Below are 24,344 nucleotides of genomic sequence, written 5' to 3' on the forward strand. Positions count from 1 at the left end.
TTCAATTTCCTTTTGTTTCTTATTTTGTAGGGAAGTACTGTGGGCAGTTCGAACTACCCACAGTACTTTCTATGCAAGCGATTTATTCGTTGTTAAATCGTCAAATTATTTATTTTTTTAATCGGTTCTTGATTGGGTTGCCTAATTAAAGATACGGCTTGATCCAACCGAGACCTTGTTCTGTTGTGTTTTTTGGGTTGTACTCACAGCCAATCCAACCTTGGTAACCTGAGTCACCCAAAACATTGAATAGGTGCGGGTAGTTCAGTTCACCTTCCGACGGTTCATGTCGTTCTGGTACTGATGCGATTTGGATATGACCCGTGTAAGGCGCGACATCGCGAATCAATGTGCTTAGGTCGCCATCCATAATTTGTGCGTGGTATAAATCGAGCTGCAATTTCACGTTTGGACGATCAACTTGCTTGATAAGCTCTACAGCTTCACGTTGATGTGCAACAAAGTAGTTCGGCACATCGCGGTTGTTCAGAGGCTCTATCATTAGCTCGATGCCCTGCTCTGCAAATTTGTCAGCTGCGTAACGGATGTTCGAGATGAAAGTATCAACGTGCTGTTCACGTGTGAAACGGGCATCAACAATACCAGACATAGCGTGAACCTTTTTACAGTTCAGCGCGCTGGCATACATCAGTGCAATCTCAACGCTTCCTTTGAACTCTTCTTCACGACCAGGGATAGCTGCAAAGCCACGCTCGCCTGCATCCCAATCACCCGGAGGCATGTTGAACAGCGCTTGTTCAAAACCAAACTGTTCCATCTTGCTTGCCAGCTCTTTCGCTTCAAATGGGTATGGGAATAAATATTCCACCGCTTTGAAACCTACTTGGTGAGCCTTTTCAAAACGTTCTAGAAATGGAACTTCTGTGAATAACATGGTCAGGTTTGCTGCGAACTTAGCCATTATTTGCCTCTCCCTTTTAGGTCTTGAACTTCCGCATCCGTTAGGTAGCGAATGTTGCTGTCTTTAAGAATGAACGCCAGTTTTGCTGTTTCTTCTAGCTCTTCGGCATTATCTACTGCATCTTCAAAATCAGTACCTGTAATGACCGGGCCGTGGTTAGCTAGCAAGAAGGCACGGTAATCCCCAGCTCGCTGCGCAAGCTCTTCTGCGATTTGCGGGTCACCCGGACGCAGATAAGGAATCACTGGTAGCTCACCAATACGCATCACAAAGTAAGGAGTGAAGGCTTTAATCGCGTTCTCGCGATCTAAACCATCTAGGCAAGAAAGCGCTGTCAGGTAAGTCGAATGAAGATGCACAATTGCATTGCATTCTGGATTATTGCGATAAATCGCTAAGTGAAATGCTGCTTCCTTCGATGGCTTCTTGCCAGAGATATGGTTGCCATCAATGTCCACTACCGAAAGCTCTTCAGCAACCAAACGGCCAAACGATGAGCCCGTTGGCGTTGCTAGAAAGTGACCATTTGGCAGTTTCAAAGAAAGGTTGCCTGCACCGCCCGTCGCATAGCCACGCTCAAACATAGAACGCGCCATCGTAACCATTTGCTCTCGCAATTGTTGTTCTGTCATTTTTTCTTTACTCATTACAGCCTCACTTATACAAAGAACGACTGCGCTTTGGCAAAGAAATTTTCATCGCCGAAGTTGCCAGATTTCAGAGCAAGAGAAAGCTCACCTTCTACCGATTTCACCCAAGGCACACCCGGTGCAATCTGAGGACCGATATGGAAGCCTTTCACAGCTAGGCTTTGAGTCACAACGCCAGAGGTTTCACCACCAGCAACGATGAAGTTTTTCACGCCGTGCTGCTGAAGCTTGATGGCTAGCTGACTAAAGAATTGCTCGACCGCGTGACTTGAGGCCTGCGCGCCGAATTCTTGTTGAATTACTTTTAGTGCCGTTGCATCAGCGGTTGCATAAACCAGAGGCGCAAACTCGCTTTCAATATTTGTCATCACCCAATCAAACACTTGGTTTGAGTAGGCTTCGTCCATCAGGCACGCCTTCACATCAATCGCGTAATGCGGCGCTGTTTCTTTGTAAACCGCAACCTGTTGGTTCGTCATCACTGAACAAGAGCCAGACAACACGACCGTCGGCGCTTTTACAGGATTACCCGCTTGCTTCGCATCACTTTGGTCTTCTAAGTGTTCAACCCAGTTCTTGGCAATGCCTGCCGCCAGACCTGAGCCACCAGTGACCAGTTTTAGAGATTTAGCTGCTTGACCAAGCGTGACAAGGTGCTCTGCATTAAATGCATCAACTACTGCGTAGCGATTACCTTGTGCTTTTAGCTCTTCGAAGCGCTCAGTGACCGCTTGAGAGCCTTGCTCAATTACCTGGAAGTTAACGAGATCCGACGAGCCTTGAGATTGAGCATCCATCATGCGAATAAGACTTGAATCTGTCATTGGCGTCACTGGGTGGTTACGCATGCCTGAGTCGCTCAACAGATCTTGAAATACAAACAGATGGCCGTTGTAAACCGTGCGACCATTCACCGGCAGTGCGGGACATACCATAGTGAACTCTTCACCTAGCTCAGCAAGCAGAGCATCCGTTACAGGACCAATGTTGCCCTCAGCTGTGCTGTCGAACGTTGAGCAGTACTTGAAGTAAAACTGCTGACAGCCTTTTGCTTGCAGCCACTTAAGCGCTGCAACTGAATCATTGATTGCTTCGTCCACAGGACAAGAGCGAGATTTAAGACTGATCACAACCGCGTCTGCGTTTACATCAATCTCTTCCTTTGGAATGCCGTTGAGTTGGACTGTGCGCATGCCGTTTTCTACCAGAAAACCAGCTATGTCGGTTGCGCCAGTAAAGTCATCTGCAATAACGCCTAATAACATAATTTCTTCTCCGATTTACCTGCGCTTATTTCTGTTTGCTTTCCACACCTGGAAGCTCGATGCCATCAAAAATCTTGATAACAGCGCTATCATCTTCCTGACCAAAGCCTGCATTGCTTGCACTTATAAACATATTGAGTGCGGCACTTGATAGAGGAAGTGGGAATTTAAGATCTTTTGCGGTGTCCGATACGAGATTTAGATCTTTCACAAAGATGTCGACCATAGATTTTGGTGAGTAGTCACCGTCTACCACATGCTTCATGCGGTTCTCGAACATCCAAGAGTTACCCGCTGCGTTCGTTACCACGTCGTACATCAGATCAAGAGGGATATTTGCACGTGCTGCTAATGCCATTGCTTCTGCACCTGCTGCGATATGAACACCCGCTAGCAATTGGTGGATAATCTTCACCGTTGCACCAAGGCCAATCGCTTCACCAATGTTGTAAACCTTAGCGGCGGTTGCATTCAGTACCGGCTCAAGTGCATCAAACGTACTTTGCGCGCCAGATGCCATGATGGTCATCTCACCCGCCTCCGCTTTCACTGCACCACCAGAAACTGGTGCATCTAGCATGACGAGATTGTGCTCTGCTAGCTTCGCTTCGATTTGTTTTGCATCTTCCGCTGAAATGGTTGCCGAAACCATAACTGGCGTGTTTGCCTTAAGCGCCGCAGCAAGACCTGTTTTAAACAGCACTGTGTTAACTTGAGCTGCGTTCACAACCAGAACAAGAACCGAATCTAGCTTGTCTGCAAACTCGACTACATTAGTAGAAACCGCTTTCGCACCAAATGAACCCAGATCTTCTAGAGCTTGTGGGTTAAGGTCGAAACCATATACATCAAGGCCTGCACGCACACATGATTTCGCCGCGCCCATACCCATAGAACCTAAACCGATAACACCGACAGATTTAACTTCATTCATAACAACAATGCCTTCTTGGAAAATATAAGTAGATTCTGTTAATTCTTGTTTATGTTTGTGATTATATGTGAAGTTCGTATTTTCCACTTAGTGGCAAGTCACATTTTTAACAAAAATTAACACACAGACGCCAATTTAACCCTTTTCAGGCATAGAATCTAGACTCAAAACGCTAAATCACATAAGTATGTTCACATTTAGAACACAAGTTCACAGATATTCACAAATTCAGTGAAGATTGATAGGATATTGGGAAAACAAAGACATAGAAGAAGATTCATGATTCCAGCAGAACGCCAGCGCACTATTTTGTCGCTATTATCACATCAAGAAGTGATCAGCATTTCTGAATTAACAGAGCACCTTGGTGTTTCACACATGACAATTCGACGAGATATAGTAAAGCTAGAATCGTCAGGAAAAGTTATTTCTGTGTCTGGTGGTGTTCAACTTGCACAGGCTCTTCACAGTGAGCTTTCACACGATGCAAAAGCTGAGCAACAAGCGCTTGAGAAAGTACAGATAGGTAAGGTAGCGGCTAGCTTGATTTCAACGGAAGCAACCATTTACTTGGATGCGGGAACAACGTCGCTCGAAATCGCTCATCAATTAGCAGGTCGAGACGATCTGTTAATCATCACAAATGATTTTTCAATCGCGGCTTATTTAATGAATCACACCCGCAATGACATCTACCATACAGGTGGCAAAGTCGATCGTGAAAACCAATCCAGTGTAGGAGGGAAAGTCGCAGAGTTTCTCAACGGCGTAAACATCGATGTTGCCTTCATCTCTTCATCATCTTGGAACCTAAAGGGGTTATCCACCCCCAATGAGAATAAAGTTTCGGTCAAACAGGCTATCGTGCGTGCCGCACAAACTAACTACTTAATATCTGATTCAACCAAGTATGGTCGAGTAGCAAGCTTTCACGCACTCGATCTAGAAGAACTCAACGGAATTATTACCGATAGCAACCTATCCGCGAGCGTAATCGAAGAGTTAAAAGATAAAGGTATTGAAGTTATTAACTCCTAGTGCCTCCCTATATCAATCCAGGCTCAAAAATTAACATTTAGAGCCTGAATACCGTTCATTCAAAGCATTTATTAATCCACTCGATAAAAATAATTCTTACAATTAAGTCCCTTTATTCGTTAATAATATTGTTACTCAACGGCATAATAGCCACGAATCAATTCAATGAGTTAGGTTATGTTCTGCAAGCGCCTTTTGGCATTAGTTTTACCCATTTCTGTTGTCTTTTCTGCGCACGCTGAAACCTTTAGTGAGCGAATAGAACGCATCGAACCAGAAAACGCACTAGCGAAAACAATGAGCGAAACACAAGCTGAGTTAATACAGAAAGTCGTCCAAACTAATCACTGCGCTAAAGTAGCATTGGTCCATCACCAAAGGATTCTAGGTCAATACAAGAACCCAACCTCTTCTTCAGAGCTATTCGTTAAATGGCGAGAGCAGGGCAAGCAACTGGACAGTGAATATGAGGCTAAGTATCCCGGTTACTCTAAGCACGTATTTCAAGAATACCCAGCCGCTTCAAGCAAGGTTGATGGTTACCTATTTGCCTTGATTGACAATGGCTTGAATGAAAAATCATTGATCGCCAAAGAGTTCAAACAGTGTAAAAACAACAAGCTGATTTCAAGAGCCTAATTCAATGTTGGCAAAGAGCGGGCTTCCAATAATAGAAGCCCGAAAAACAACTTAAAGCACCTCGAGTTTCAGGCTAGTAAAGTAGAAACATCCCTTCATACCCGCCAATTTCTATCTGATTAACATATTCACCAATATTGCCATCTGAATCGACCGGATTCATCGGCACATTCAATGTAATCGTCGGCTTCTCTGTCTCATAAAAGCTTGCGCTCTTGCCGTGGAAGTCAGTGCGATACAGCACTCGCCCATGATCGAACTCTCTCGCTAACACCATCTCTTCAGGTCCACAAGCGACGACTTGCTATTCGGATTGATAGATAAAATAGGTAAAAGTCGGCAATACATGCGTCATACCACTAGGTAAGTCTTGGTGCACCATCTCGTTCATCGATGCATCACCGACTATGGTTTAATCGGCGGGCACAGGAGTGCTAGTAGCGCATAAAAGGGATGGCGTCAAAGCCTTGTGGGATATGGTTCGCTGGCTCAACGAGCTCAATAGCTAACAGCGAGCTTGCCTGATACGCTAAATCCTTGGGTATACCACTCCGCCAAAAGTTATCTGATGTGGTATTGCCGCTCCCAGAAACATAACCATTATTCCATAGGTTAAAATAACTATAGTGAGGATGCGACTCAGATAGTGAAAATTGAGAGGACATTTTTCTCAAACTGAGAATTTTGGATAGAAAGAGATTGTGGTGCTTCCAAAGCAACACTACCAAAATCCGTAACCGTTGATAGAGTAGCAAGGTGTCCTGGCTGGAGAATTACAGCCTTAAATTCCACTTGCCTTGGTGGTCAAGGTCGCAATTTTCTTGAGTATCGAAACTTAGGTGCTTATCAATGCTCCTCAGCTTAATACCAACCTGATTGAATGCGTTTTGAATAACGGAAGCCACCTTGTGTTGACCATCAGCCTCTAAGAAATTCGTTCTATCTTGATTGCTATCGAACACACAAACGATTTTTAAGCTTTGTGGAAAAGAAGAGAAATTGACCGTATGAGTCACCCAAAGAAAACCGTCGTAGCCTTTCAACGTATCTTCACAAACGTCAGTTAGCACATCTCGAATTTGATTCTCGATTTTCTTATCTGATTTACGCATGAAGCGAACCCCTATTTAACACCTTAAAATATAAGGCCTTTTGGTTAGTGTAGTCTTAACCGATATTGGACACTGTGAGTGTTTTAATTGCAAAGTGTTTATTGGAATTAATGGCTAGAAGGTTTAGAAAAGCACCCCATGCTTGATAGCGTGCGAGGCATCAGACATGGAGCAGATACAAAGTTGAGTTAAGGTATTAGCTCACCGCTTGATCCCAATCAGTCAGTAACTTCATGATTACACGAGAGTCTTGATGAGTTGCCATTGGCGCTGTGAGTCGTGTGTCACCTTGCTCAAGCGCTTGGCGAATATTGCGCACTAGAACCGTATTTTCTCATGATATGCTCACACAGGTTTTCACTCTCTAGTGACATATCTGGATTCAACTCAAACGGCTGCCATTCAAGTTCAATCTGTTGTTCTAAACCAAGCTCTGAAACAGCCTGCTCTAAGTTTTTGTAACCGACGACGCACCATGGGCTCATTACGTCAGAAATAATATCGAGTTGAAGTGTCTTACTCATCGTCATTCCAAATTTCGTTAATAAGGTATTTACAAAACAAAGTGGATATCCGTGTTGCCATTAAGACCACAACACTCTGAACAATCGTTCAAAAAACCGGCATGTTAGCTCTCAAATTTCTCTCAATTAGCCTTTGACTTAAAGTTAACTTTAAGTTGTAGAGTGATACAAAACAGAGACGATGAGACAGAGATATGAAAAGAAAAACACCACCCTACCTTACCGGACGCTTCTTTGATGGCATTAGCTCAGGGCTATTTATGTTGGCACTTCCGTGGCTAATGCTAGCAACACCCAATATGGGCGCTTTTGTTGCGCTCACGGCTCTGGTTTGCACGATCACCACTTTTCTTGCTACGCCCTATTTTTCAGCTTTGATCGACCGCCGTTCTAGTAAAAATATTTTGATCATCGCGCAGGGAATCCAGTCTTCAACCGCATTTATTGTCGCTACAATTTACTGGTTTGACGCTGGTTCTATTGTCGCCTTAGGTGCCGCTCAACTCATTTTTTGGGTTTCTAGTAGCCTTGCCTGGCACACCAACAATGCCTTTACGCAAGAGAATTACGACCACCATGAATATGCCAAAATTTCGAGTCACCAAGAGATTATTTTGCAGTCGACAACCTTGGGCGCTGGCGCTCTTGGCGTTGTGTTACTCGAGCAGTGGAGCATTATTCAATTTGCGATTTTTGCAGGTATTGCCTCGAGCATTTCAGCGATAAGTTACTTGATGACACCTTACAGAAGACAAATCACGGAGAGTGTGAACACACCATTCAAGCAGCAATTGGTCGAAATTAAGGATGTATTCTCTCAATCGCCTCAATTTTACGGTTTCCTGATCGTTTCTTGTCTCTCATATCCGATGGTGACCTTTTTAAGCCGCTTAATTCCGATTTGGTTTTCAGAACTGAATATCACCGGAGACTGGCTTGCACTTTACAATATCTCTCTCGGCATGGGGGCACTGATTATTGGGATATCTTTACCACTGATCCTGAAGTCTGCGTCTCACAAAACAATCATCCAAATAGCGATGTACATCATCGGACTCTCTTTATTGTTGATGAGCCAAGCTGAGAACCCTGCCTATCTTATTGTTCTTACTTTCATTTTCGGTGCATTCAACGCGCTCAATAGAATCGCCCGAACCAATTGGATGCACCATGCGGTAGCAATAAAACAAAGAGGAAGAGTAGATGGAGGGCTTGCGCTATTCGCTACCTTAATACAGAGCCTTAGTTATGTGTTGATTGCTGTATTGGCAAAAGCCGATGCGACTATTTATGGTTTTACCATTGCTGGAACCGTGGTTCTGGCTGCCACATTTTGGATGGATAAACTTGGCAGACAAATCAAGCCGGAGTGTACCTTAGCGAATCAATGTTAAGGCGAGTTTTCAAATTCGAGATTACCAACAAAAAAAGCCGGATCATGTTAGTGAGTCGGCTTTGATAAAAAGCTAAAAAGGATTTCAAACGTTACGCGAGAAGCTTCTCCAACACTTGGAATACGCCCGCATCAACATTACTTGGCGCACTAAAACGAGCTATCTCTTTCAGTTTTGGATGTGCGTTTTCCATCGCATATGAGTGATAACTTTCTTTAAGCATCTCGTAATCATTTAGGTAGTCGCCAAAGCTCATGGTCTGTTCGTAAGTGAAACCTAATGTGTTCTGGAGATGCTTAATTGCCGCCCCTTTTGAAGCCTCAGCATTCATCACATCCAACCAAATTTTTGCGCTGACAACCACTTGGTAATTCTCACCAAACTTAGCGTCGATGCTTGGGTTTACTTTCTCTTGTGAGCCGTCAAAGTGGCAAATAGCAACCTTGATAAATTCATCTTCAACCGCCAACAGGTCTTCTACTTGCTCACGGCGATGGTAGTACTTAGAGATTTCCTCTAGAGCACGCTCGTCTTTGGTTTCGATATATGCAGACTTCTTACCACACAGCACAACATGAGCGCCTTCGATAGCACGCGCTTCTTTGATGATATCTTTGATGGCATCTGTATCTAGCAAGCAGCTGTAGAGTTCTTCGCCTTTATGCATCACTAATGTGCCGTTTTCAGCAACAAACATCATGCGCTCTTTAATAGGAGCAAAAGTTTCCATTAAACTGTAGTACTGACGACCCGACGCAGCAGCAAAGATAATGTCTTGAGCGTCTAGTCGCTCGTAGAGATTAAAAAATTCTTGGGCTAATTTTCCGTGTTCATTAAGCAGAGTGCCGTCCATATCAGCAGCAATAAATTTGATGTTCTGTTGTGGCATTTCAGAGCTTACCTATAAATATAAATAAAATTGTAAATTGTTATTTTTCGTTATCTTGGGTAACGGTTCTGCGTTCGATTATATCGCTAGAGTAGCCAGTGATTGCAATGCTTTTCGGTCGGTTTATTTGCCTAAATCTTAGATCTTATTTATGTCTAATCGGATTTCAATTAGATAGCTGATCGGATATCAAGCGTCATCAAAACAACAAGCTGAGCTGCTCAATTTAAGGCGACTTTTAAAATTCACATTGACCGCTAAAAGAAATAGGCCTACTATTAATCGTCTTTTAACGATTAGAATTAAGTGAGCCACCTAAGTATGACTGCAACATGCCAAGCAACTGAAAGCTGTTCTCTACCTCTTCCGCCGAGTAATTCAGAAGCTGAAAAAGAAATGGCAGCGTTAGCAAAAGCACTCGCGCATCCAGCTCGAATTCGCATACTTAGCATCTTGTCTGCACTAGAAAAGTCAGGCGGCTGCTTAAACAGTGATCTGGTGAGTGAATTAGGTTTAGCTCAATCAACGGTTTCAGAACACTTAAGAATACTAAAAAACTCAGGCTTCATTACCGCTGAGTCTATTCCGCCAAAGATGTGTTACCGCATCGACCGCGACAATATTCAACGCTTCGAATCGATATTTAACAGCATTTTAAAATAGAAGTTCACGCTTGAATGATTGGCTTTGCTAGCCTTTATTTTTAAGCGTTTTTTTACCATGATCAATCGCTTTTCGACGATTTACGATTTAAATAAAGAGAGATTACCATGAAACCAAAGTTAGGTTTTCTAGATCGCTACTTAACACTATGGATCTTCATCGCCATGGGCCTTGGTGTACTACTGGGTACCCTATTCCCACAGATCGAACAGTGGAACGATTCAATGTCCGTTGGCACCACCAACATTCCACTTGCTATTGGCCTCATCTTAATGATGTATCCACCTCTGGCTAAGGTTAACTACAACCTGCTAGGCACCGTGGTAAAAGATAAGAAAGCCATTAAGCTCTCTTTGATCATGAACTGGTTTGTTGGCCCAATTCTAATGTTCGTATTGGCACTGACTTTCTTAGGTGATCACCCTGGTTACATGGTCGGCGTGATTCTAATTGGTCTTGCTCGTTGTGTGGCAATGGTTCTAGTTTGGAACGACATCGGTGGCGGTAACAAAGAATACGGTGCCGCGTTGGTTGCTCTGAACAGTGCGTTCCAAGTGGTTAGCTACAGCTTTATGGCGTGGTTGTTCATCAACGTTCTTCCTCCAGTATTCGGTTACGAAGGCATGCTGGTTGATATCTCAATGATCGATATTGCACACAGCGTACTTATCTACCTAGGTATCCCATTCTTAGCAGGCTTCTTAAGCCGTAAGATCCTTGTGTCGATGAAAGGTGATCAATGGTACACCGACGTGTTCATTCCGCGCATTTCTCCAATGACGCTTATTGCACTACTAGCAACTATCGTTCTGATGTTCAGCCTGAAAGGTGAAATGATTGTTGAGCTGCCAATGGACGTTCTATTGATTGCTGTTCCACTGACTATCTACTTCACTGCGATGTTCTTCATCAGCTTCTTCATCGGTAAGAAGATGGGCATTGAATACGACAAGAACGCATCAATTGCATTTACAGCAACAGGTAACAACTTTGAACTAGCGATTGCGGTTACAATCTCTGCATTCGGTATCAACTCAGATCAAGCATTTGCAGGCGTTATTGGGCCACTGATTGAAGTTCCAGTGCTGATTTATCTAGTGAACGTTGCACTTAAGATGAAAGACAAGTACTACAACGGTCTAATAGTCAAATCTACGAACTAGAAAATCGTGTATCGCTTTAAACAGAAAGGCTCACAAAGTAATTAGTGAGCCTTTTCTTTATTCTAGTTCATCCAGTTTAAGTCTCATCCAGCTTATGTTTCGTCAAATAGGCCTTTCAATGCTTGTTCAAGCCATAGCAATGCTGGCCCTTTCGAGCGTGTTTTCGATAAAACCAAGTCAACCGGAGGCGGTAAGAGACTACTTTGTAACACCAGGCAAAGTTAGCGCTCTTAAATAAGTCACCAATTCGCTCAAATATCACCACTGAGCGATAGACCAAGCGAATTGCCAGAGTCAGTATGGATCTGGCATTTTTTGTCATAACTTAAGTACATCCGTGTTTATTCACGCTTTTCCAACATTTGAGAGCCAGGATAGGTCTACAAGATCCAAGTTTAATAAACCACCACTCGCGAATCAGCATCACAAATCCAACCATCAACTCCTCGTACCAGTTGTGCATCTGCTTACATACAGGTACTTTTAGCGACCTCACGGGACATACATTCGCGTAATAGCGTCCATTCAAGCTTCTTTTTCGAGCAAAAGTGTTCGGTTTAACATTTCAAGCCAGTTTAATTAACAATTTTACGCTCAAACGCTCATTTTTAGCGCTCGTTTATTTTCGAGTTCGCAAATTAATGCACAATACGCGTGCTAGATAAGCAAAAAAAACAAGGACTCGAACATGACAACAAACAAACAACCTTCTTTATTTGGGCAATGCCTCGCCGAATTTATCGGTACAGGCCTGCTCATCTTCTTTGGCGTTGGCTGTGTGGCTGCACTGGTATTAACAGGTGCAACATTCGGACAATGGGAAGTGAGTATCATCTGGGGCTTCGGCGTATCTATCGCAATTTACTGTACAGCTGGCGTTTCTGGCGCACACATAAACCCTGCAGTAACCATTGCATTAGCCATGTTCCATGGATTTGATAAGGCGAAGGTAGTGCCTTACATCATCTCTCAATTACTTGGTGCCTTCTGCTCTGCAGCTTTGGTTTACAGCCTATACAGCAACTTGTTTTCAGATTACGAAATTGCTCATAACTTTGTTCGTAGCAGCCAAGACGCACTATCAACTGCTGGTATCTTCTCGACTTACCCACATGCTTCACTTTCTTTCTTCGGCGCTTTTGCTGTGGAATTCGTGATTACTGCAGTATTGATGTTTGCAATTCTGGCACTGGGTGATGAAAACAATGGGGCATCACGCGGCGCAATGAACCCTCTACTGATCGGTATTCTTATCGCGGTAATTGGTGGCTCATTAGGTCCACTAACTGGCTTTGCTATGAACCCAGCACGTGACTTCGGACCAAAACTTTTCGCTTACTTTGCAGGTTGGGATTTCGCATTAACCGGTGCTCGTGATATTCCTTACTTCATCGTTCCAATTCTTGCTCCTATCGCTGGTGCGTGTTTTGGTGGCTGGTTGTACCCACGTGTTATCGGTGCTCACCTACCAGTGGAAGGCCATGGCTGCACAATTCCAAACCAATGTGAAACAGAATTAGAAGCTGAACAAGCTCAAGCTTAACCCCAAGCGACCTTACATTTACTAAAATATAAATAACAGAACAAAAAAAGGATTCTTACCATGACCGAGCAAAAATACATTGTTGCCCTAGACCAAGGCACTACAAGCTCTCGCGCTGTAATCCTCGATCACGATGCAAACATCGTAAGTTCTTCTCAAAGAGAATTTACTCAAATTTATCCAAAGGCTGGCTGGGTTGAGCATGATCCAATGGAAATCTGGGCGACTCAAAGCTCTACATTGGTTGAAGCTCTAGCTAAAGCTGGTATTCGCAGCGACGAGCTAGCGGGTATTGGTATCACTAACCAACGTGAAACCACTATCGTTTGGAACAAAGAGACGGGCAAACCGGTATACAACGCTATCGTATGGCAATGTCGTCGTACTGCAGAAATTTGTGAAGAACTTAAAGAGCGCGGCCTAGAAGACTACGTGCGTAACAATACAGGTTTAGTCCTTGACCCGTATTTCTCAGGTACAAAAGTAAAATGGATTCTAGACAACGTTGAAGGCGCTCGCGAAGACGCTGAAGCAGGTAAGCTACTATTCGGTACTGTCGATACTTGGCTAGTTTGGAAGATGACTCAAGGCCGTGTACACGTTACGGATTACACTAACGCATCACGTACTATGTTGTTTAACATCAATGACCTATGCTGGGACAGCAAGCTACTAGACGAGATGGGTATTCCAGCATCAATGATGCCTGAAGTGAAACGCTCTTCTGAAGTTTACGGCCAAACGAACCTTGGTGGTAAAGGTGGTACTCGTATTCCAATCGCCGGTATTGCGGGTGACCAACAAGCAGCACTTTACGGCCAAATGTGTGTCGAGGCTGGCCAAGCGAAAAACACATACGGCACAGGCTGCTTCCTACTAATGAACACAGGCCAAGAGAAAGTAACATCGAAGAACGGCCTATTAACGACATTAGCATGTGGTCCAAAAGGCGAACCAGCTTACGCACTTGAAGGTGCGGTATTCATGGGCGGTGCATCAATCCAATGGCTACGTGATGAAATGAAGCTGCTGGCTGGCGCAGAAGATTCTGAGTACTTCGCAACTAAAGTAGATACGTCAAACGGTGTTTACGTTGTTCCTGCATTTACTGGTCTAGGCGCACCATACTGGGATGCATACGCTCGAGGTACGATTGTTGGTCTAACTCGTGGCGTTAACTCTAACCATATCATCCGTGCAACACTGGAAGGCATTGCTTACCAAACTCGTGACGTACTGGATGCGATGCAAGCGGACTCAGGCATCAAGCTAGCAAACCTACGTGTTGATGGCGGCGCAGTAGCGAACAACTTCCTAATGCAATTCCAATCAGACGTGCTAGATACAGAAGTTCACCGTCCTGAAGTAACTGAAGTAACGGCTCTGGGTGCAGCATACCTTGCTGGTCTAGCCGTTGGTTTCTGGGACAGCATCGATGAGCTTCAAAACAAAGCAGTACTAGATCGCACGTTCTTGCCACACCACGATGAAGAGAAGCGTAACCGCCGTTACAAAGGTTGGAAGCGTGCTATCAAGTGTGCACAAGTTTGGTCTGAACTGCACGATGACGACGAAGAGTAAAATCGAGCGTTCGAATAATCACTCTTCTATCGATTGAATTGTTCTTTCCTCAGTAAACGAAACTAAAAAGAGCACTATTTTGTGCTCTTTTTTGCGTTTGAGGCCTTTTTTCATGTTTTGATCAACGTTTTTGCGGTTTAGGCATAATTCCTTACCATCATTACTTCTCTCTAAGAATCAATTAGAGCACAATAGCGCGAGGTAATATTTAGAATTAGGTGCGCTAACGTATTACAGCGCGCAGGGAGTGGTAAGTTAAGTGAAGCAAATACCAAGACACCAGCAGATTGTAGACCTGGTAAAAACACAAGGATATGTGAGCACCGAAGAGCTCGTAGAGAAGTTCGATGTGAGCCCACAGACCATCAGACGAGACCTTAATGAACTAGCTGATAGTAACAAAATCCGTCGTTATCACGGTGGTGCAACCATTCCTCTTAGCTCAGAAAACACCTCGTACAACACGCGTAAAGCGCTTAACTTTAATGAAAAAGATGTGATTGCCGACGAGCTGGTAAAACACATTCCAGATGGTGCAACCTTGTTCGTTGATATCGGCACCACCCCAGAATCCGTGGCACGCGCGCTGAACAAAAACCACAAACAACTCAGAGTCGTGACTAACAACATCAACGTTGCCAGTATCCTGCTACCAAACCCTGAGATAAAAGTTATCTTGGCAGGTGGTGAGGTAAGAAACCGTGATGGGGGCATCGTGGGTGAAGCAACACTCGATTTCGTGAAGCAGTTCCGCCTCGACTTCGGCATTCTAGGGATCAGCGGTATCGACTTTGACGGCTCACTGCTTGATTTTGACTACCATGAAGTTCGAGTGAAGCAGGCCATCATCGAAAACAGCCGCAGCATCTTCTTGGCAGTCGACCATAGTAAGTTTGGCCGCAACGCAATGGTGAAGCTGGGTAACATCTCTCAGGCACACATGGTATTCACCAATAAACAGCCCCCAGAAGAGATCCTGAACATCCTAAACGATTCATCGATCCCACTGGAAGTTATAGAGACCGCTGCTCAACCATTAGCGTCGGACGAATAAAAAGCGTTCAGAAATCATGTTCATTAAAAGAGCTCATTATTGATAGATCACGTTATCGATAATGGGCTTTTTTGTTACTTAGAAAATCGCACTTGAACATGAATAGTATCACTTCTATGCTCGAATAAGAGTTATTTGGAATCTTCGCTGTCATAAGCGAAGGTTTTTTATGCGCAAATCACATAAAACGCGCATAAACGAAAATAATAAATGACCGCAAACGAAAGTTAATATAGGATTCAGTTATGTTCTAAAATGCTCGTTCGCTCAGAAAGAGGTCAAACCATGAGTGCTCAACAAACTAATTCAAACAATAGTACATCTTCAACTCTAGACTTAATCGTTATTGGCGGCGGCATCAATGGTGCGGGTATCGCGGCAGATGCTGCTGGTCGTGGTCTAAACGTTGGTTTATACGAAGCAAAAGATTTCGCCTCTGCGACGTCTTCTGCAAGTTCAAAGCTAATCCACGGTGGCTTACGTTACCTTGAACATTACGAGTTTCGTTTAGTTTCGGAAGCACTCGCAGAACGTGAGGTGTTGCTTAGAAAAGCACCTCATGTTGCACAACCAATGCGTTTCCGTTTACCACATCGACCATTTTTACGCCCGGCTTGGATGATCCGCTGTGGCCTATTCCTTTACGATAACTTAGGTAAACGTACGACGCTTCCTGGAAGTAAAACGGTGAACTTGGCTCAATCAGGTTTGCTGAAACCAGAAATGAAAACAGGTTTCGAATACTCAGACTGCTGGGTAGATGATGCGCGTATGGTATTGCTAAACGTATTGGCGGCCAAAGAAAACAACGCAGAAGTACGCAACTACTGCCGAGTTGAAAAAGCACACCGTGAAGGCGGCATTTGGCATGTAACGATTCTTAACGTGATGACAAACCAACGTTTTGAGCGCAAAGCAAAAGCATTGGTTAACGCTGCAGGTCCTTGGGTGAAACAGTTCTTTGATGATGGTTTAGAGCAAACCTCACCGCGTAATATTCGTCTAATCAAAGGTTCACACATTGTGGTACCGCGTGTTCACGACGAACCACAAGCGTACATTCTACAAAATAAAGATAACCGCATCGTGTTTATGATCCCTTATCTCGATAAGTTCTCGATCATCGGCACAACCGACCTTGAATACAAAGGCGATCCTCGCGAAGTAGCTATCGACGATGTAGAAGTTGATTACTTGATTGATATCGTTAACCAGCATTTTGTTAAGCAACTAGAGCGAGACGATGTAGTGTGGACATACAGTGGCGTAAGGCCGCTTTGTGATGATGAATCTGACTCGCCACAAGCGATAACCCGTGACTACACACTGGAGCTGGATACAGAAATGGATCAAGCACCACTGCTATCTATCTTTGGTGGCAAGTTAACAACTTATCGTAAGCTTGGTGAAGCAGCTGTAAACAAGCTAGAACCTTACCTGAAACACATGGGTGCGCCTTGGACAGCTAACGACACGCTACCGGGTGGTAATTTCAGCTGCAGCCGCGAGCAGCTTGCCGCAATGATGCACACTAAATACCCTTGGGCATCAGAAGCACTGCTGCTTCGTTACGTGACCCAATTTGGTACTTACACATGGGACCTACTTGAAGGCGCTACGTGTGAAGCGGACCTTGGTATCCAGTTCTCAAGCGAAGCTCACGGTGTTTACCAAGCTGAGATTGATTACTTGATCAACCAAGAAATGGCAATGACAGACAAAGACATCTTATGGCGCAGAACCAAGCTTGGCTTGTACATGAGCCAATCAGAGCAACAAGCATTGTCTGATTACTTAAAAGAGAAGCTACAGCGTAAAGTGGTAAGCTTTTCTCAAGCAGGCTAATTGCACCAGCCAACAAGCACAGTTCAAAAACCTGATTAATAACCAAGCTTAGCGTCCCCCGCGCTAAGCTTTTTTATTACCTGGTAATCGAACCACACCCAATCACTTAAACAAGCGCCAATCTCTCACAAACAAAAAACTCCCGAGGGAGTTTTTATTGTCGATATCTAAAGCTGTCGTCCATTATCTGTTCAAGCGAGGATATAGCGCATCTTTCAGCATAGAGCGAGCTTGAATACACCAAAACGTATCAACGTCAGTATTCGTTGATAATCCACAATATAGTCGAATCAGTTTTTAGATTTTAAATAAAACCCTCACCAGATGGAGAGGGTATTAATGTACTTATTGATGGAGGAGGAGCTTTAATCTCAATGTGAGATGATTAATATCCTACTGTTTAGATTCATATAAGTCCGTTGGAATTTCCGTCTCACAGCGCTCAAGGTCATAATCTTGGGTCGTGCCACTATTACCTGGGAATCTCATTCTAACGATCATGCCTCTATCAACAAACCAACGAAGGTCTTGGCAAGAGTAACGATAACTCAATTCCAAAATACGCACGGTTGACCATCGAGAATTGCTCGGTAATGACGCAACATAATAAATCACGCCATTTGCTGTAATCGTCACTCCTTTTATATCGCTTAGATGCTCAATAGCGGTATCAATTGTTTCTTGATCTGCTGTTGGTTGTAACTCTTCAATTGGGACACTCAAACAACCAGAAAGAGCCGTTGCTGACAGACAAGTCAAAAAAATAGATTTCAATTTCATTCTTATTCAATTACATAGCCAAAATAACGCTAGAACGAGATTATATTCACGAAATAAATAAACGTGTATTGGTATATCTACTAATTTATAATAAATGTGATACAGAGTGCTTATTCACTCAATTTGGGGCTTTCTAAAAGACGGACATGACTCGTAACGCACTATCATAAATATCAGTGTCTACATAAAAGCTAAATACTTTGACGACATATCAATGTGTTACTATTGAATCTGTTCGGCGCTTGCTCAACTGGCACATGAAAATATGCACCCATATCGCTCGCCTGCGTGTGTGCATTATAGTCGACACAAATACAGCCAGTCTCTGAACGCAAAAAAGATCCAAGTTCAAAAATAAAAGAGTTGTGGAATTAGAGGTTTACCACACTAAAAAATGTCGTTATGTTGATTTGTAATACATCACCAAAACAAGGACAATCAGAGCGCTATGAATAGTACGATTGAGACCATCTTGGAGCATCGCTCCATTCGTCAATATACCGATCAACCAATAGAGAAAGAGCACCTCGATTTAATTGTTCAGGCAGGTCTCGCTGCGTCATCATCAAGCTTACTGCAGGCTGTTTCTATCATCAGAGTAACAGACAAAGACAAGCGTAAACTGCTAGCGGAATACGCTGGCAACCAGTCTTATGTGGAAAGTGCCGCTGAGTTTTTGGTGTTCTGTATCGACTATCAACGCCACGCCCAGATTAACCCTGAAGTAAAAACCGACTTTACCGAGCTTACCCTGATTGGCGCCGTCGATTCTGGCATTATGGCGCAGAACTGTATGCTAGCAGCGGAGTCATTGGGATTAGGTGGCGTATACATTGGTGGCTTACGTAACAGCGCTCAACAGGTTGATGAGCTATTAGAACTTCCACAGCACACAGCCGTGCTATTTGGTATGTGTTTAGGTCATCCTGCACAGCAACCAGAGACAAAGCCCCGACTTCCAGCTCATGTGGTGATGCACGAAAATCAATACCAGCCATTGAGCCTAGATGAAATCGCTAGCTATGATGATTCAATGCAGGGCTACTACGCCAACCGATCAAGTAACCAAAAGCAAAGCAGTTGGTCACAACAGATCACACAGAAACTCTCTGGTGAATCTCGCCCACATATTTTGCCGTACTTGAACAGTAAGCAACTGACTAAGAGATAGCGTTCAAGACCTAGCTCAGATAAATAATTTCAGTTTCAATCACCACAAACAAAAATGTCAGCGCATTACGCGCTGACATTTTTCATTATTCTGAGGTCAACTCTCTTAGAGGTATTTCTCTATCGGGAGAAGTTGTAAGAAACCTGATTGCATGCGTTCCCACTTACCGGTTTCTGGCTCGCTGTCCCAACTTTGATCACCTGAATACCAATACACATCACCACCTTCTAGCTCCAAACGCCAACTGTTGTCTTCGCTCATCGCCTGTTCGATAGTTGCAGCTAGCGTTTCAGCAATAGCTTTATTTTCGATAATTAACACCGATTCTGTATTTAGGTAGGTCGAGCGCAGGTTGAAATTAAACGAGCCAATACTCGCAATACTTCGATCAAATACTACTGATTTAGCATGCAGACCATAAGCCGTCTCTGGCGCACATTTAGACACGTCTTGGGTAGATACTTCACACAACTTGGAATCTGGTTTTAGCTCAAACAGGTCGATACCATGCTCTAACATATCGTAGCGTCTGCCCGCGTAAGCAGAGTGGTTAGTAACCAAGTCATTTGACGCCATTGAGTTAGTCAGTGCCTTTATCTCAACGCCTTCGTTCTTCAACGTTTGCCACTCATCTAATTGGCCATCATCGAATACCAAGTAAGCCGACTCAAGCAAGATTTCTTGTTTTGATTCACTAGCTAGCTGCCCTAATAGAACCGCCGTTGCTTTTGGTTCATCAGTATTGTCTGAATCGACAGGCACAGGGCAATCGTAAGCGAAACGAGCATTCACCCAAGTCATCTCATCAAGAGTCTTTTTCAGCAGGTTATCTGCCGATTCACGATTTGACGGTAACTCCGGGTAGTTTTTGTATTGCGGAACGGTTATGTCGTCAATCTTTGAAAGATCCGGTTGCTCTTCGTCACCCAACATAGCGACAGGGTAAGACCAACGGCTATCCCAATACTCAATAAAGCTGGTTTGGATAGTGGTAACCACCGTGCCCATCACCAATACATCACGATCGCGGAAGTTTATCTCGTCAGAAAGATCGAAGTATTCATCACCAATATTACGTCCCCCCACCACAGATAAAGTGCCATCGACAGTGAAGGATTTATTGTGCATGCGGCGGTTTAAACGAGAGAAATCACCAAGGAAGCTCAACCACTTACTGAAACCACGGCGTACTGGTGTTGGGTTGAAGATTCGGATCTCGACATTTGGGTGAGCGTCGAGTGCCGACAATAGCCCTTCACGCTCATTGAGGTTGATGTCATCCAGCATCACGCGAACCTTAACACCACGATCAGCTGCTGCTAACAAGCGGCTAGCAAGGTACTTGCCAGATTCATCCGAGTTCCAGATGTAGTATTGAATATCGATGGTGTACTCTGCGCTTTCAACCAGTGCCAAGCGCTGAGCCAAAGCATCCCAGCCGGATTCTTGTAAACGAACGGCAGTCGTCGCCTGCTCTAATGCGGGCTGATATTCATCCACCAAAGCCGATAAAGCGCTTGGTCCATAAGAGGTGTAGGGTTCTGCCGGGTGATCGATGCCTTCAGGTAATGAAGAACAGCCGCCGAGTACAGCGACGAGTAATAAGGTTAAGCTGATGCGTTGAAGCACAGGCATGTGTTTGACATCCTTTTCACAATGAGGTCTTTGAATTGGCCTCGACAACTTTTCAACGACCAAGTTGTTTGAGGTTATTCATTGATTATTACTGCTAAATCCAGAAATTTATAGGTAATTATCCAGTATATGTAAAACTTAGCGACGTTATCATGAGGAACACAGTACCAAAATCACCTATTCAGGCATCAATATTGACTGCAAGGTCACGACGTTTTCACTTGTTCGATACCCAAGCAATAAAGGCCTAAAGACCTGCTCACCATTTCAACCGTAATCTCAATTCTATTCAGGTTACAGTTCAATGCAAGTGCATAGCCATGTAAATAGTCTACTAGCAAATGAAGAGCATCTTCGGATTGCTCTAATGCGAGATTCAACGGGTTCACTACCACTTCAAAGCGCTCACTAAATACCTCAACGGGCCCAAGCAATTTCATCGTCAACAAAGTTTCTAATTGCCCACAGTAGTTGTTCAAAACCGACAAGTAGCTCACGCTAAGCTGGTAAAGGATCTCTTGCCACACTTGATTTTACTAAGGCTTTGCCACTTCTCCTACCAATGAGATGACGAAAATCGGCTAGTCACTGACTGCACACATTTATTAACAACAAAAAGCCCGTTCAGAATACCTGAACGGGCTTTTTCATTAAACTTAATACTCTCTAAGCTACAGACTCGCTCAGTGTAGGTTCAAGCACTGTCTTTTGTTGTTTCTGCCATTTATCCACAACCAGTGCAGCAATCATGTCACCTTCTACATTAACTGCCGTACGGAATGTATCTAAAGGGCGTTCAATAATCAGCAGAATCGCGATTGCTTCCAGTGGTATACCAGCGGCCAATAACACCAGCTGCATGCCAGACATAGATCCAGATGGCATACCCGGAGCCCCCACAGACGAGACCATCGCCATAATGAAGATCATCCCCAAGCCAGAAGTCGTGAGGTCCACACCAAACAGTTGAGCCAAGAAGATTGCCGCAACACCTTCGAAAAGTGCCGTACCATCCATATTCATCACTGCGCCAAGTGGTAACACCATGCTACTTGTAGTTTGCGATACGCCCAGCTTTTCTTCTGCGCTCTTCATTGCCAGTGGCAAGGTAGCAGAGCTTGAAGACGTTGCGAACGCCATCGCCATTGGTGCAGAGATGCCTTTGAACAGCGTACTAATACGAATCCCAGTCATCACCTTGGCAATAGTCGGCAGGACAATCGCTCCGTGGATCAAAGTCAACACAAACACGAGCAAAGCGAACAGTGCCAATTGCTCAAACAGTGACTCGCCACCACGAACGGTAAAATCAAGGACAATGGCGAAAACCGCGAGCGGTGCTAAACGAATTATCCAACCAACAATGGTATTGATGCTCTTATTTAAGCCATTCAGTACCTCAAAAATCAGGTGTTTTTCTGGCAATGAAGAAAGCAAAGCAATGCCGAGCATGAATGAGAACACGACAATCGCGAGCAAGTTACCGTTAGTTAACGCGACTACTGGGTTAACTAAAGCAATACTAAAAAGCTTGCTAGCAATCGCAACTCCTCCTGCCGCATCTTCGCTGATAAGCTGAACATCGTCCCCAATCGTAGCAACGCTGGTTAAAGGTTCCCAAGCAGGCAACAGCAGTGAAGCCCCCAAGCCCAAAGAGATAGCTATCAGCGTCGTGAAGCTATAGAAAAGCACCGTATTGCGACCAATTTGCTTCAATCGAGTTATCAAACCAATGCTTGTTATACCTTGCAATAACGAGAATAAAACCACTAAACCAACGACCATTTTTAGCAAGCCGATATAGGTAGTTTTGCCAAGCATTAAGAACTGATACCACCCCGTTTGGGCAATACACGAGGTTGAAGAAATAAGTTGTGCAAAAAGCCATGCAAGCAAAGCAGCTAACATTAACTGTAGAGGTAAAGAGTGGCGAAGTTTAGTCAACATAAGGACAATTCCAGTAACCCTGTAGGACAATTCAGATACTTTTATTAAAGGGACGAACCTTTAATAAAAGTATTCCTTGGTAAAGCATGCCTAGGAAAAAATAAAGTCCGTTAGATTCAATCTAACGGACTTTATGAAAACCAGATGAGGTTTAAGATCTAAGGCTATTTATCCATGTGTAGAACAGTGCGGATAGACTCGCCTTTGTGCATTAGCTCGAATGCTTCGTTTACGTCTTCAAGACCCATAGTGTGAGTGATGAACTCTTGTAATCCGAACTCACCCGCCATGTAACGGTTTACGATTTCCGGAAGCTCAGAGCGGCCTTTAACACCACCGAAAGCAGAACCACGCCATACACGACCTGTTACTAGTTGGAACGGACGAGTTGAGATCTCTTGGCCAGCACCTGCAACACCAATCACAACTGATTCGCCCCAACCTTTGTGACAACATTCAAGCGCTTGACGCATCACGTTTACGTTACCGATACATTCGAATGAGTAATCAACACCACCGTCTGTCATCTCAACGATAACGTCTTGGATTGGCTTATCGTAGTTCATTGGGTTAATGCAGTCAGTCGCGCCAAGTTGTTTTGCTAGCTCGAATTTGCTCTCGTTGATATCAACACCGATGATTTTGCTTGCACCCGCCATACGAGCACCGATGATCGCAGAAAGACCGATACCGCCTAAACCGAATACAGCAACTGTGTCGCCTTTTTCAACTTTAGCTGTGTTTAGTACCGCACCCATACCTGTGGTTACACCACAACCTAGAAGACAAACTTCCTCAAGAGGTGCTTCTTTGTTTACTTTCGCTAGCGAAATTTCTGGAAGTACAGTGTACTCGGAGAAAGTAGAACAACCCATGTAGTGGAAAATTGGCTCACCGTTGATAGAGAAACGGCTTGTACCATCTGGCATTAGGCCTTTACCTTGAGTTTCGCGAACCGCTTGGCAAAGGTTAGTTTTACCAGACTTACAGAATTTACATTCGCCACACTCAGCTGTGTAAAGTGGGATAACGTGGTCGCCAACTTCAACGCTTGTTACGCCTTCGCCAACCATTTCAACGATACCGCCACCTTCGTGACCAAGGATAGAAGGGAAGATACCTTCTGGATCGTCACCTGATAATGTGAATGCGTCAGTGTGACAAACACCAGTAGCAACGATACGAACAAGTACTTCGCCAGCCTTTGGCAGTTCAACGTCAACCGTTTCACGCTTTAGCGGCTCACCAGCTTTCCAAGCAACCATAGCTTTAGATTGGATATGAGTTTGACCAGGTTTGATTTCGATAGTCATGTGATATTTCCTATATTAGTCAGTCAACGTTGAGCCTGTTTGTTATCGCTCTCTCGTTTTGTTGAGGCTAGTATAGGCGTGACCATTTAATATTATAATCCCATATTTTTGATAATTATTATTACACATTGGTAATAATAGATAGTGAGATTAAATTCGTCTAATGGAAAAAAGTTTGGCCGAGGCTAAATAAGTCTCTCCAGCTAACACCTTCTGTCTATCTGTTTGCGCATTATTTACCTATCATCACACTACCTACCCAGTAATGGTCAATACAATGAC

Annotated in this window: 24 protein-coding genes; 10 read left to right on the top strand and 14 right to left on the bottom strand. The window is 44.0% G+C overall.

Going from position 1 to position 24,344, the window contains the following annotated elements:
• Window positions 1-145: 145 nt before the first annotated feature.
• Genes otnI through ltnD form a run of 4 tightly spaced genes read right to left on the bottom strand, consistent with a single transcriptional unit; the run spans window position 146 to window position 3,771 of the window.
• Window positions 146-922, bottom strand: a complete 777-nt coding sequence (gene otnI, locus ACTRWI_RS01120; protein WP_499128669.1) for a 2-oxo-tetronate isomerase — start codon at window positions 920-922, stop codon at window positions 146-148.
• Window positions 922-1,569 carry a 3-oxo-tetronate 4-phosphate decarboxylase gene (gene otnC / locus ACTRWI_RS01125; protein WP_499128671.1) on the bottom strand — a complete coding sequence of 216 codons (648 nt, stop codon included), beginning with the start codon at window positions 1,567-1,569 and terminating at the stop codon, window positions 922-924. The genes otnI and otnC overlap by 1 nt, the downstream gene beginning before the upstream one ends.
• A gap of 11 nt (window positions 1,570-1,580) precedes the next feature.
• The gene (gene otnK / locus ACTRWI_RS01130; RefSeq protein WP_499128673.1) at window positions 1,581-2,837 is read right to left on the bottom strand and encodes a 3-oxo-tetronate kinase; all 1,257 of its coding nucleotides are present in this window, start codon (window positions 2,835-2,837) and stop codon (window positions 1,581-1,583) included.
• Between the two features lie 25 nt (window positions 2,838-2,862).
• A complete protein-coding gene (gene ltnD, locus ACTRWI_RS01135) occupies window positions 2,863-3,771 on the bottom strand; it encodes an L-threonate dehydrogenase (RefSeq protein ID WP_499128676.1) in 909 nt (302 codons plus the stop codon).
• A 279-nt stretch (window positions 3,772-4,050) separates the two neighbouring features.
• Here ltnD and ACTRWI_RS01140 point away from each other — a divergent pair, with 279 nt between their 5' ends.
• Complete coding sequence (locus tag ACTRWI_RS01140; RefSeq protein ID WP_499128678.1) at window positions 4,051-4,809, top strand: DeoR family transcriptional regulator; 759 nt, start codon at window positions 4,051-4,053, stop codon at window positions 4,807-4,809.
• A 177-nt stretch (window positions 4,810-4,986) separates the two neighbouring features.
• Window positions 4,987-5,448 (top strand): hypothetical protein, encoded by a 462-nt coding sequence (locus ACTRWI_RS01145; RefSeq protein ID WP_499128680.1) that lies wholly within the window; start codon window positions 4,987-4,989, stop codon window positions 5,446-5,448.
• Between the two features lie 73 nt (window positions 5,449-5,521).
• Here the strand turns inward: ACTRWI_RS01145 and ACTRWI_RS01150 are convergent, their stop codons facing one another.
• From ACTRWI_RS01150 to ACTRWI_RS01165, 4 genes are all read right to left on the bottom strand, one after another.
• A complete protein-coding gene (locus ACTRWI_RS01150; RefSeq protein WP_499128683.1) occupies window positions 5,522-5,725 on the bottom strand; it encodes a hypothetical protein in 204 nt (67 codons plus the stop codon).
• Window positions 5,726-6,221: 496 nt separating this feature from the next.
• The gene (locus tag ACTRWI_RS01155; RefSeq protein ID WP_499128684.1) at window positions 6,222-6,560 is read right to left on the bottom strand and encodes a Fis family transcriptional regulator; all 339 of its coding nucleotides are present in this window, start codon (window positions 6,558-6,560) and stop codon (window positions 6,222-6,224) included.
• 196 nt (window positions 6,561-6,756) lie between these two features.
• Window positions 6,757-6,879 carry a hypothetical protein gene (locus tag ACTRWI_RS01160; protein ID WP_499128685.1) on the bottom strand — a complete coding sequence of 41 codons (123 nt, stop codon included), beginning with the start codon at window positions 6,877-6,879 and terminating at the stop codon, window positions 6,757-6,759.
• Window positions 6,854-7,084: a DsbA family protein gene (locus ACTRWI_RS01165; protein WP_499128687.1), complete on the bottom strand. Its 231-nt coding sequence runs from the start codon at window positions 7,082-7,084 to the stop codon at window positions 6,854-6,856. Before ACTRWI_RS01165 ends, ACTRWI_RS01160 begins: the two co-directional genes overlap by 26 nt.
• A 194-nt stretch (window positions 7,085-7,278) precedes the next feature.
• Between ACTRWI_RS01165 and ACTRWI_RS01170 the strand changes: the two genes are divergently transcribed.
• A complete protein-coding gene (locus ACTRWI_RS01170) occupies window positions 7,279-8,478 on the top strand; it encodes an MFS transporter (protein ID WP_499128689.1) in 1,200 nt (399 codons plus the stop codon).
• 91 nt (window positions 8,479-8,569) lie between these two features.
• On the opposite strand, the gene ACTRWI_RS01175 is transcribed toward ACTRWI_RS01170, so the two are convergent.
• Window positions 8,570-9,367, bottom strand: coding sequence for a Cof-type HAD-IIB family hydrolase (locus ACTRWI_RS01175; RefSeq protein WP_499128691.1), 798 nt, complete (start codon window positions 9,365-9,367; stop codon window positions 8,570-8,572).
• A gap of 321 nt (window positions 9,368-9,688) precedes the next feature.
• On the opposite strand from ACTRWI_RS01175, the gene ACTRWI_RS01180 reads away from it, so the two are divergent.
• From ACTRWI_RS01180 to glpD, 6 genes are all read left to right on the top strand, one after another.
• A complete protein-coding gene (locus ACTRWI_RS01180; protein ID WP_499128692.1) occupies window positions 9,689-10,030 on the top strand; it encodes an ArsR/SmtB family transcription factor in 342 nt (113 codons plus the stop codon).
• A gap of 107 nt (window positions 10,031-10,137) precedes the next feature.
• Window positions 10,138-11,193, top strand: a complete 1,056-nt coding sequence (arsB, locus tag ACTRWI_RS01185; RefSeq protein WP_499128694.1) for an ACR3 family arsenite efflux transporter — start codon at window positions 10,138-10,140, stop codon at window positions 11,191-11,193.
• A 688-nt stretch (window positions 11,194-11,881) separates the two neighbouring features.
• Window positions 11,882-12,736 carry an MIP/aquaporin family protein gene (locus tag ACTRWI_RS01190; RefSeq protein ID WP_499128696.1) on the top strand — a complete coding sequence of 285 codons (855 nt, stop codon included), beginning with the start codon at window positions 11,882-11,884 and terminating at the stop codon, window positions 12,734-12,736.
• Window positions 12,737-12,796: 60 nt separating this feature from the next.
• Window positions 12,797-14,317, top strand: coding sequence for a glycerol kinase GlpK (glpK, locus tag ACTRWI_RS01195; RefSeq protein WP_499128698.1), 1,521 nt, complete (start codon window positions 12,797-12,799; stop codon window positions 14,315-14,317).
• Between the two features lie 259 nt (window positions 14,318-14,576).
• Complete coding sequence (locus tag ACTRWI_RS01200) at window positions 14,577-15,371, top strand: DeoR/GlpR family transcriptional regulator (protein ID WP_499128700.1); 795 nt, start codon at window positions 14,577-14,579, stop codon at window positions 15,369-15,371.
• A gap of 285 nt (window positions 15,372-15,656) precedes the next feature.
• A complete protein-coding gene (gene glpD, locus ACTRWI_RS01205; RefSeq protein ID WP_499128702.1) occupies window positions 15,657-17,216 on the top strand; it encodes a glycerol-3-phosphate dehydrogenase in 1,560 nt (519 codons plus the stop codon).
• 393 nt (window positions 17,217-17,609) lie between these two features.
• On the opposite strand, the gene ACTRWI_RS01210 is transcribed toward glpD, so the two are convergent.
• Entirely contained in the window at window positions 17,610-17,996 is a 387-nt protein-coding gene (locus ACTRWI_RS01210) for a hypothetical protein (RefSeq protein ID WP_499128704.1), read from the bottom strand.
• A gap of 448 nt (window positions 17,997-18,444) precedes the next feature.
• On the opposite strand from ACTRWI_RS01210, the gene nfsA reads away from it, so the two are divergent.
• On the top strand, window positions 18,445-19,167 hold the full coding sequence (gene nfsA, locus ACTRWI_RS01215) for an oxygen-insensitive NADPH nitroreductase (RefSeq protein ID WP_499128706.1): 723 nt from the start codon (window positions 18,445-18,447) through the stop codon (window positions 19,165-19,167).
• 105 nt (window positions 19,168-19,272) lie between these two features.
• Here the strand turns inward: nfsA and ACTRWI_RS01220 are convergent, their stop codons facing one another.
• The 4 genes from ACTRWI_RS01220 to ACTRWI_RS01235 form a co-directional block, all read right to left on the bottom strand.
• The gene (locus tag ACTRWI_RS01220; RefSeq protein WP_499128708.1) at window positions 19,273-20,802 is read right to left on the bottom strand and encodes a phospholipase D family protein; all 1,530 of its coding nucleotides are present in this window, start codon (window positions 20,800-20,802) and stop codon (window positions 19,273-19,275) included.
• A gap of 206 nt (window positions 20,803-21,008) precedes the next feature.
• Window positions 21,009-21,329 carry a hypothetical protein gene (locus tag ACTRWI_RS01225; protein WP_499128710.1) on the bottom strand — a complete coding sequence of 107 codons (321 nt, stop codon included), beginning with the start codon at window positions 21,327-21,329 and terminating at the stop codon, window positions 21,009-21,011.
• Window positions 21,330-21,468: 139 nt separating this feature from the next.
• Window positions 21,469-22,749 carry a dicarboxylate/amino acid:cation symporter gene (locus tag ACTRWI_RS01230; protein WP_499128712.1) on the bottom strand — a complete coding sequence of 427 codons (1,281 nt, stop codon included), beginning with the start codon at window positions 22,747-22,749 and terminating at the stop codon, window positions 21,469-21,471.
• A 164-nt stretch (window positions 22,750-22,913) separates the two neighbouring features.
• The gene (locus ACTRWI_RS01235; protein WP_017631496.1) at window positions 22,914-24,062 is read right to left on the bottom strand and encodes an S-(hydroxymethyl)glutathione dehydrogenase/class III alcohol dehydrogenase; all 1,149 of its coding nucleotides are present in this window, start codon (window positions 24,060-24,062) and stop codon (window positions 22,914-22,916) included.
• Between the last annotated feature and the right edge of the window lie 282 nt (window positions 24,063-24,344).

It is taken from the genome of Pseudoalteromonas sp. G5_S1_14_S5 (genome assembly GCF_054968605.1).

Coding starts and splice junctions, on each gene's coding strand:
- otnI (WP_499128669.1), bottom strand. CDS start 922: ATGGCTAAGTTCGCAGCAAACCTGACCATGTTATTCACAGAAGTTCCA.
- otnC (WP_499128671.1), bottom strand. CDS start 1,569: ATGAGTAAAGAAAAAATGACAGAACAACAATTGCGAGAGCAAATGGTT.
- otnK (WP_499128673.1), bottom strand. CDS start 2,837: ATGTTATTAGGCGTTATTGCAGATGACTTTACTGGCGCAACCGACATA.
- ltnD (WP_499128676.1), bottom strand. CDS start 3,771: ATGAATGAAGTTAAATCTGTCGGTGTTATCGGTTTAGGTTCTATGGGT.
- ACTRWI_RS01140 (WP_499128678.1), top strand. CDS start 4,051: ATGATTCCAGCAGAACGCCAGCGCACTATTTTGTCGCTATTATCACAT.
- ACTRWI_RS01145 (WP_499128680.1), top strand. CDS start 4,987: ATGTTCTGCAAGCGCCTTTTGGCATTAGTTTTACCCATTTCTGTTGTC.
- ACTRWI_RS01150 (WP_499128683.1), bottom strand. CDS start 5,725: ATGGTGTTAGCGAGAGAGTTCGATCATGGGCGAGTGCTGTATCGCACT.
- ACTRWI_RS01155 (WP_499128684.1), bottom strand. CDS start 6,560: ATGCGTAAATCAGATAAGAAAATCGAGAATCAAATTCGAGATGTGCTA.
- ACTRWI_RS01165 (WP_499128687.1), bottom strand. CDS start 7,084: ATGAGTAAGACACTTCAACTCGATATTATTTCTGACGTAATGAGCCCA.
- ACTRWI_RS01170 (WP_499128689.1), top strand. CDS start 7,279: ATGAAAAGAAAAACACCACCCTACCTTACCGGACGCTTCTTTGATGGC.
- ACTRWI_RS01175 (WP_499128691.1), bottom strand. CDS start 9,367: ATGCCACAACAGAACATCAAATTTATTGCTGCTGATATGGACGGCACT.
- ACTRWI_RS01180 (WP_499128692.1), top strand. CDS start 9,689: ATGACTGCAACATGCCAAGCAACTGAAAGCTGTTCTCTACCTCTTCCG.
- arsB (WP_499128694.1), top strand. CDS start 10,138: ATGAAACCAAAGTTAGGTTTTCTAGATCGCTACTTAACACTATGGATC.
- ACTRWI_RS01190 (WP_499128696.1), top strand. CDS start 11,882: ATGACAACAAACAAACAACCTTCTTTATTTGGGCAATGCCTCGCCGAA.
- glpK (WP_499128698.1), top strand. CDS start 12,797: ATGACCGAGCAAAAATACATTGTTGCCCTAGACCAAGGCACTACAAGC.
- glpD (WP_499128702.1), top strand. CDS start 15,657: ATGAGTGCTCAACAAACTAATTCAAACAATAGTACATCTTCAACTCTA.
- ACTRWI_RS01210 (WP_499128704.1), bottom strand. CDS start 17,996: ATGAAATTGAAATCTATTTTTTTGACTTGTCTGTCAGCAACGGCTCTT.
- nfsA (WP_499128706.1), top strand. CDS start 18,445: ATGAATAGTACGATTGAGACCATCTTGGAGCATCGCTCCATTCGTCAA.
- ACTRWI_RS01220 (WP_499128708.1), bottom strand. CDS start 20,802: ATGCCTGTGCTTCAACGCATCAGCTTAACCTTATTACTCGTCGCTGTA.
- ACTRWI_RS01230 (WP_499128712.1), bottom strand. CDS start 22,749: ATGTTGACTAAACTTCGCCACTCTTTACCTCTACAGTTAATGTTAGCT.
- ACTRWI_RS01235 (WP_017631496.1), bottom strand. CDS start 24,062: ATGACTATCGAAATCAAACCTGGTCAAACTCATATCCAATCTAAAGCT.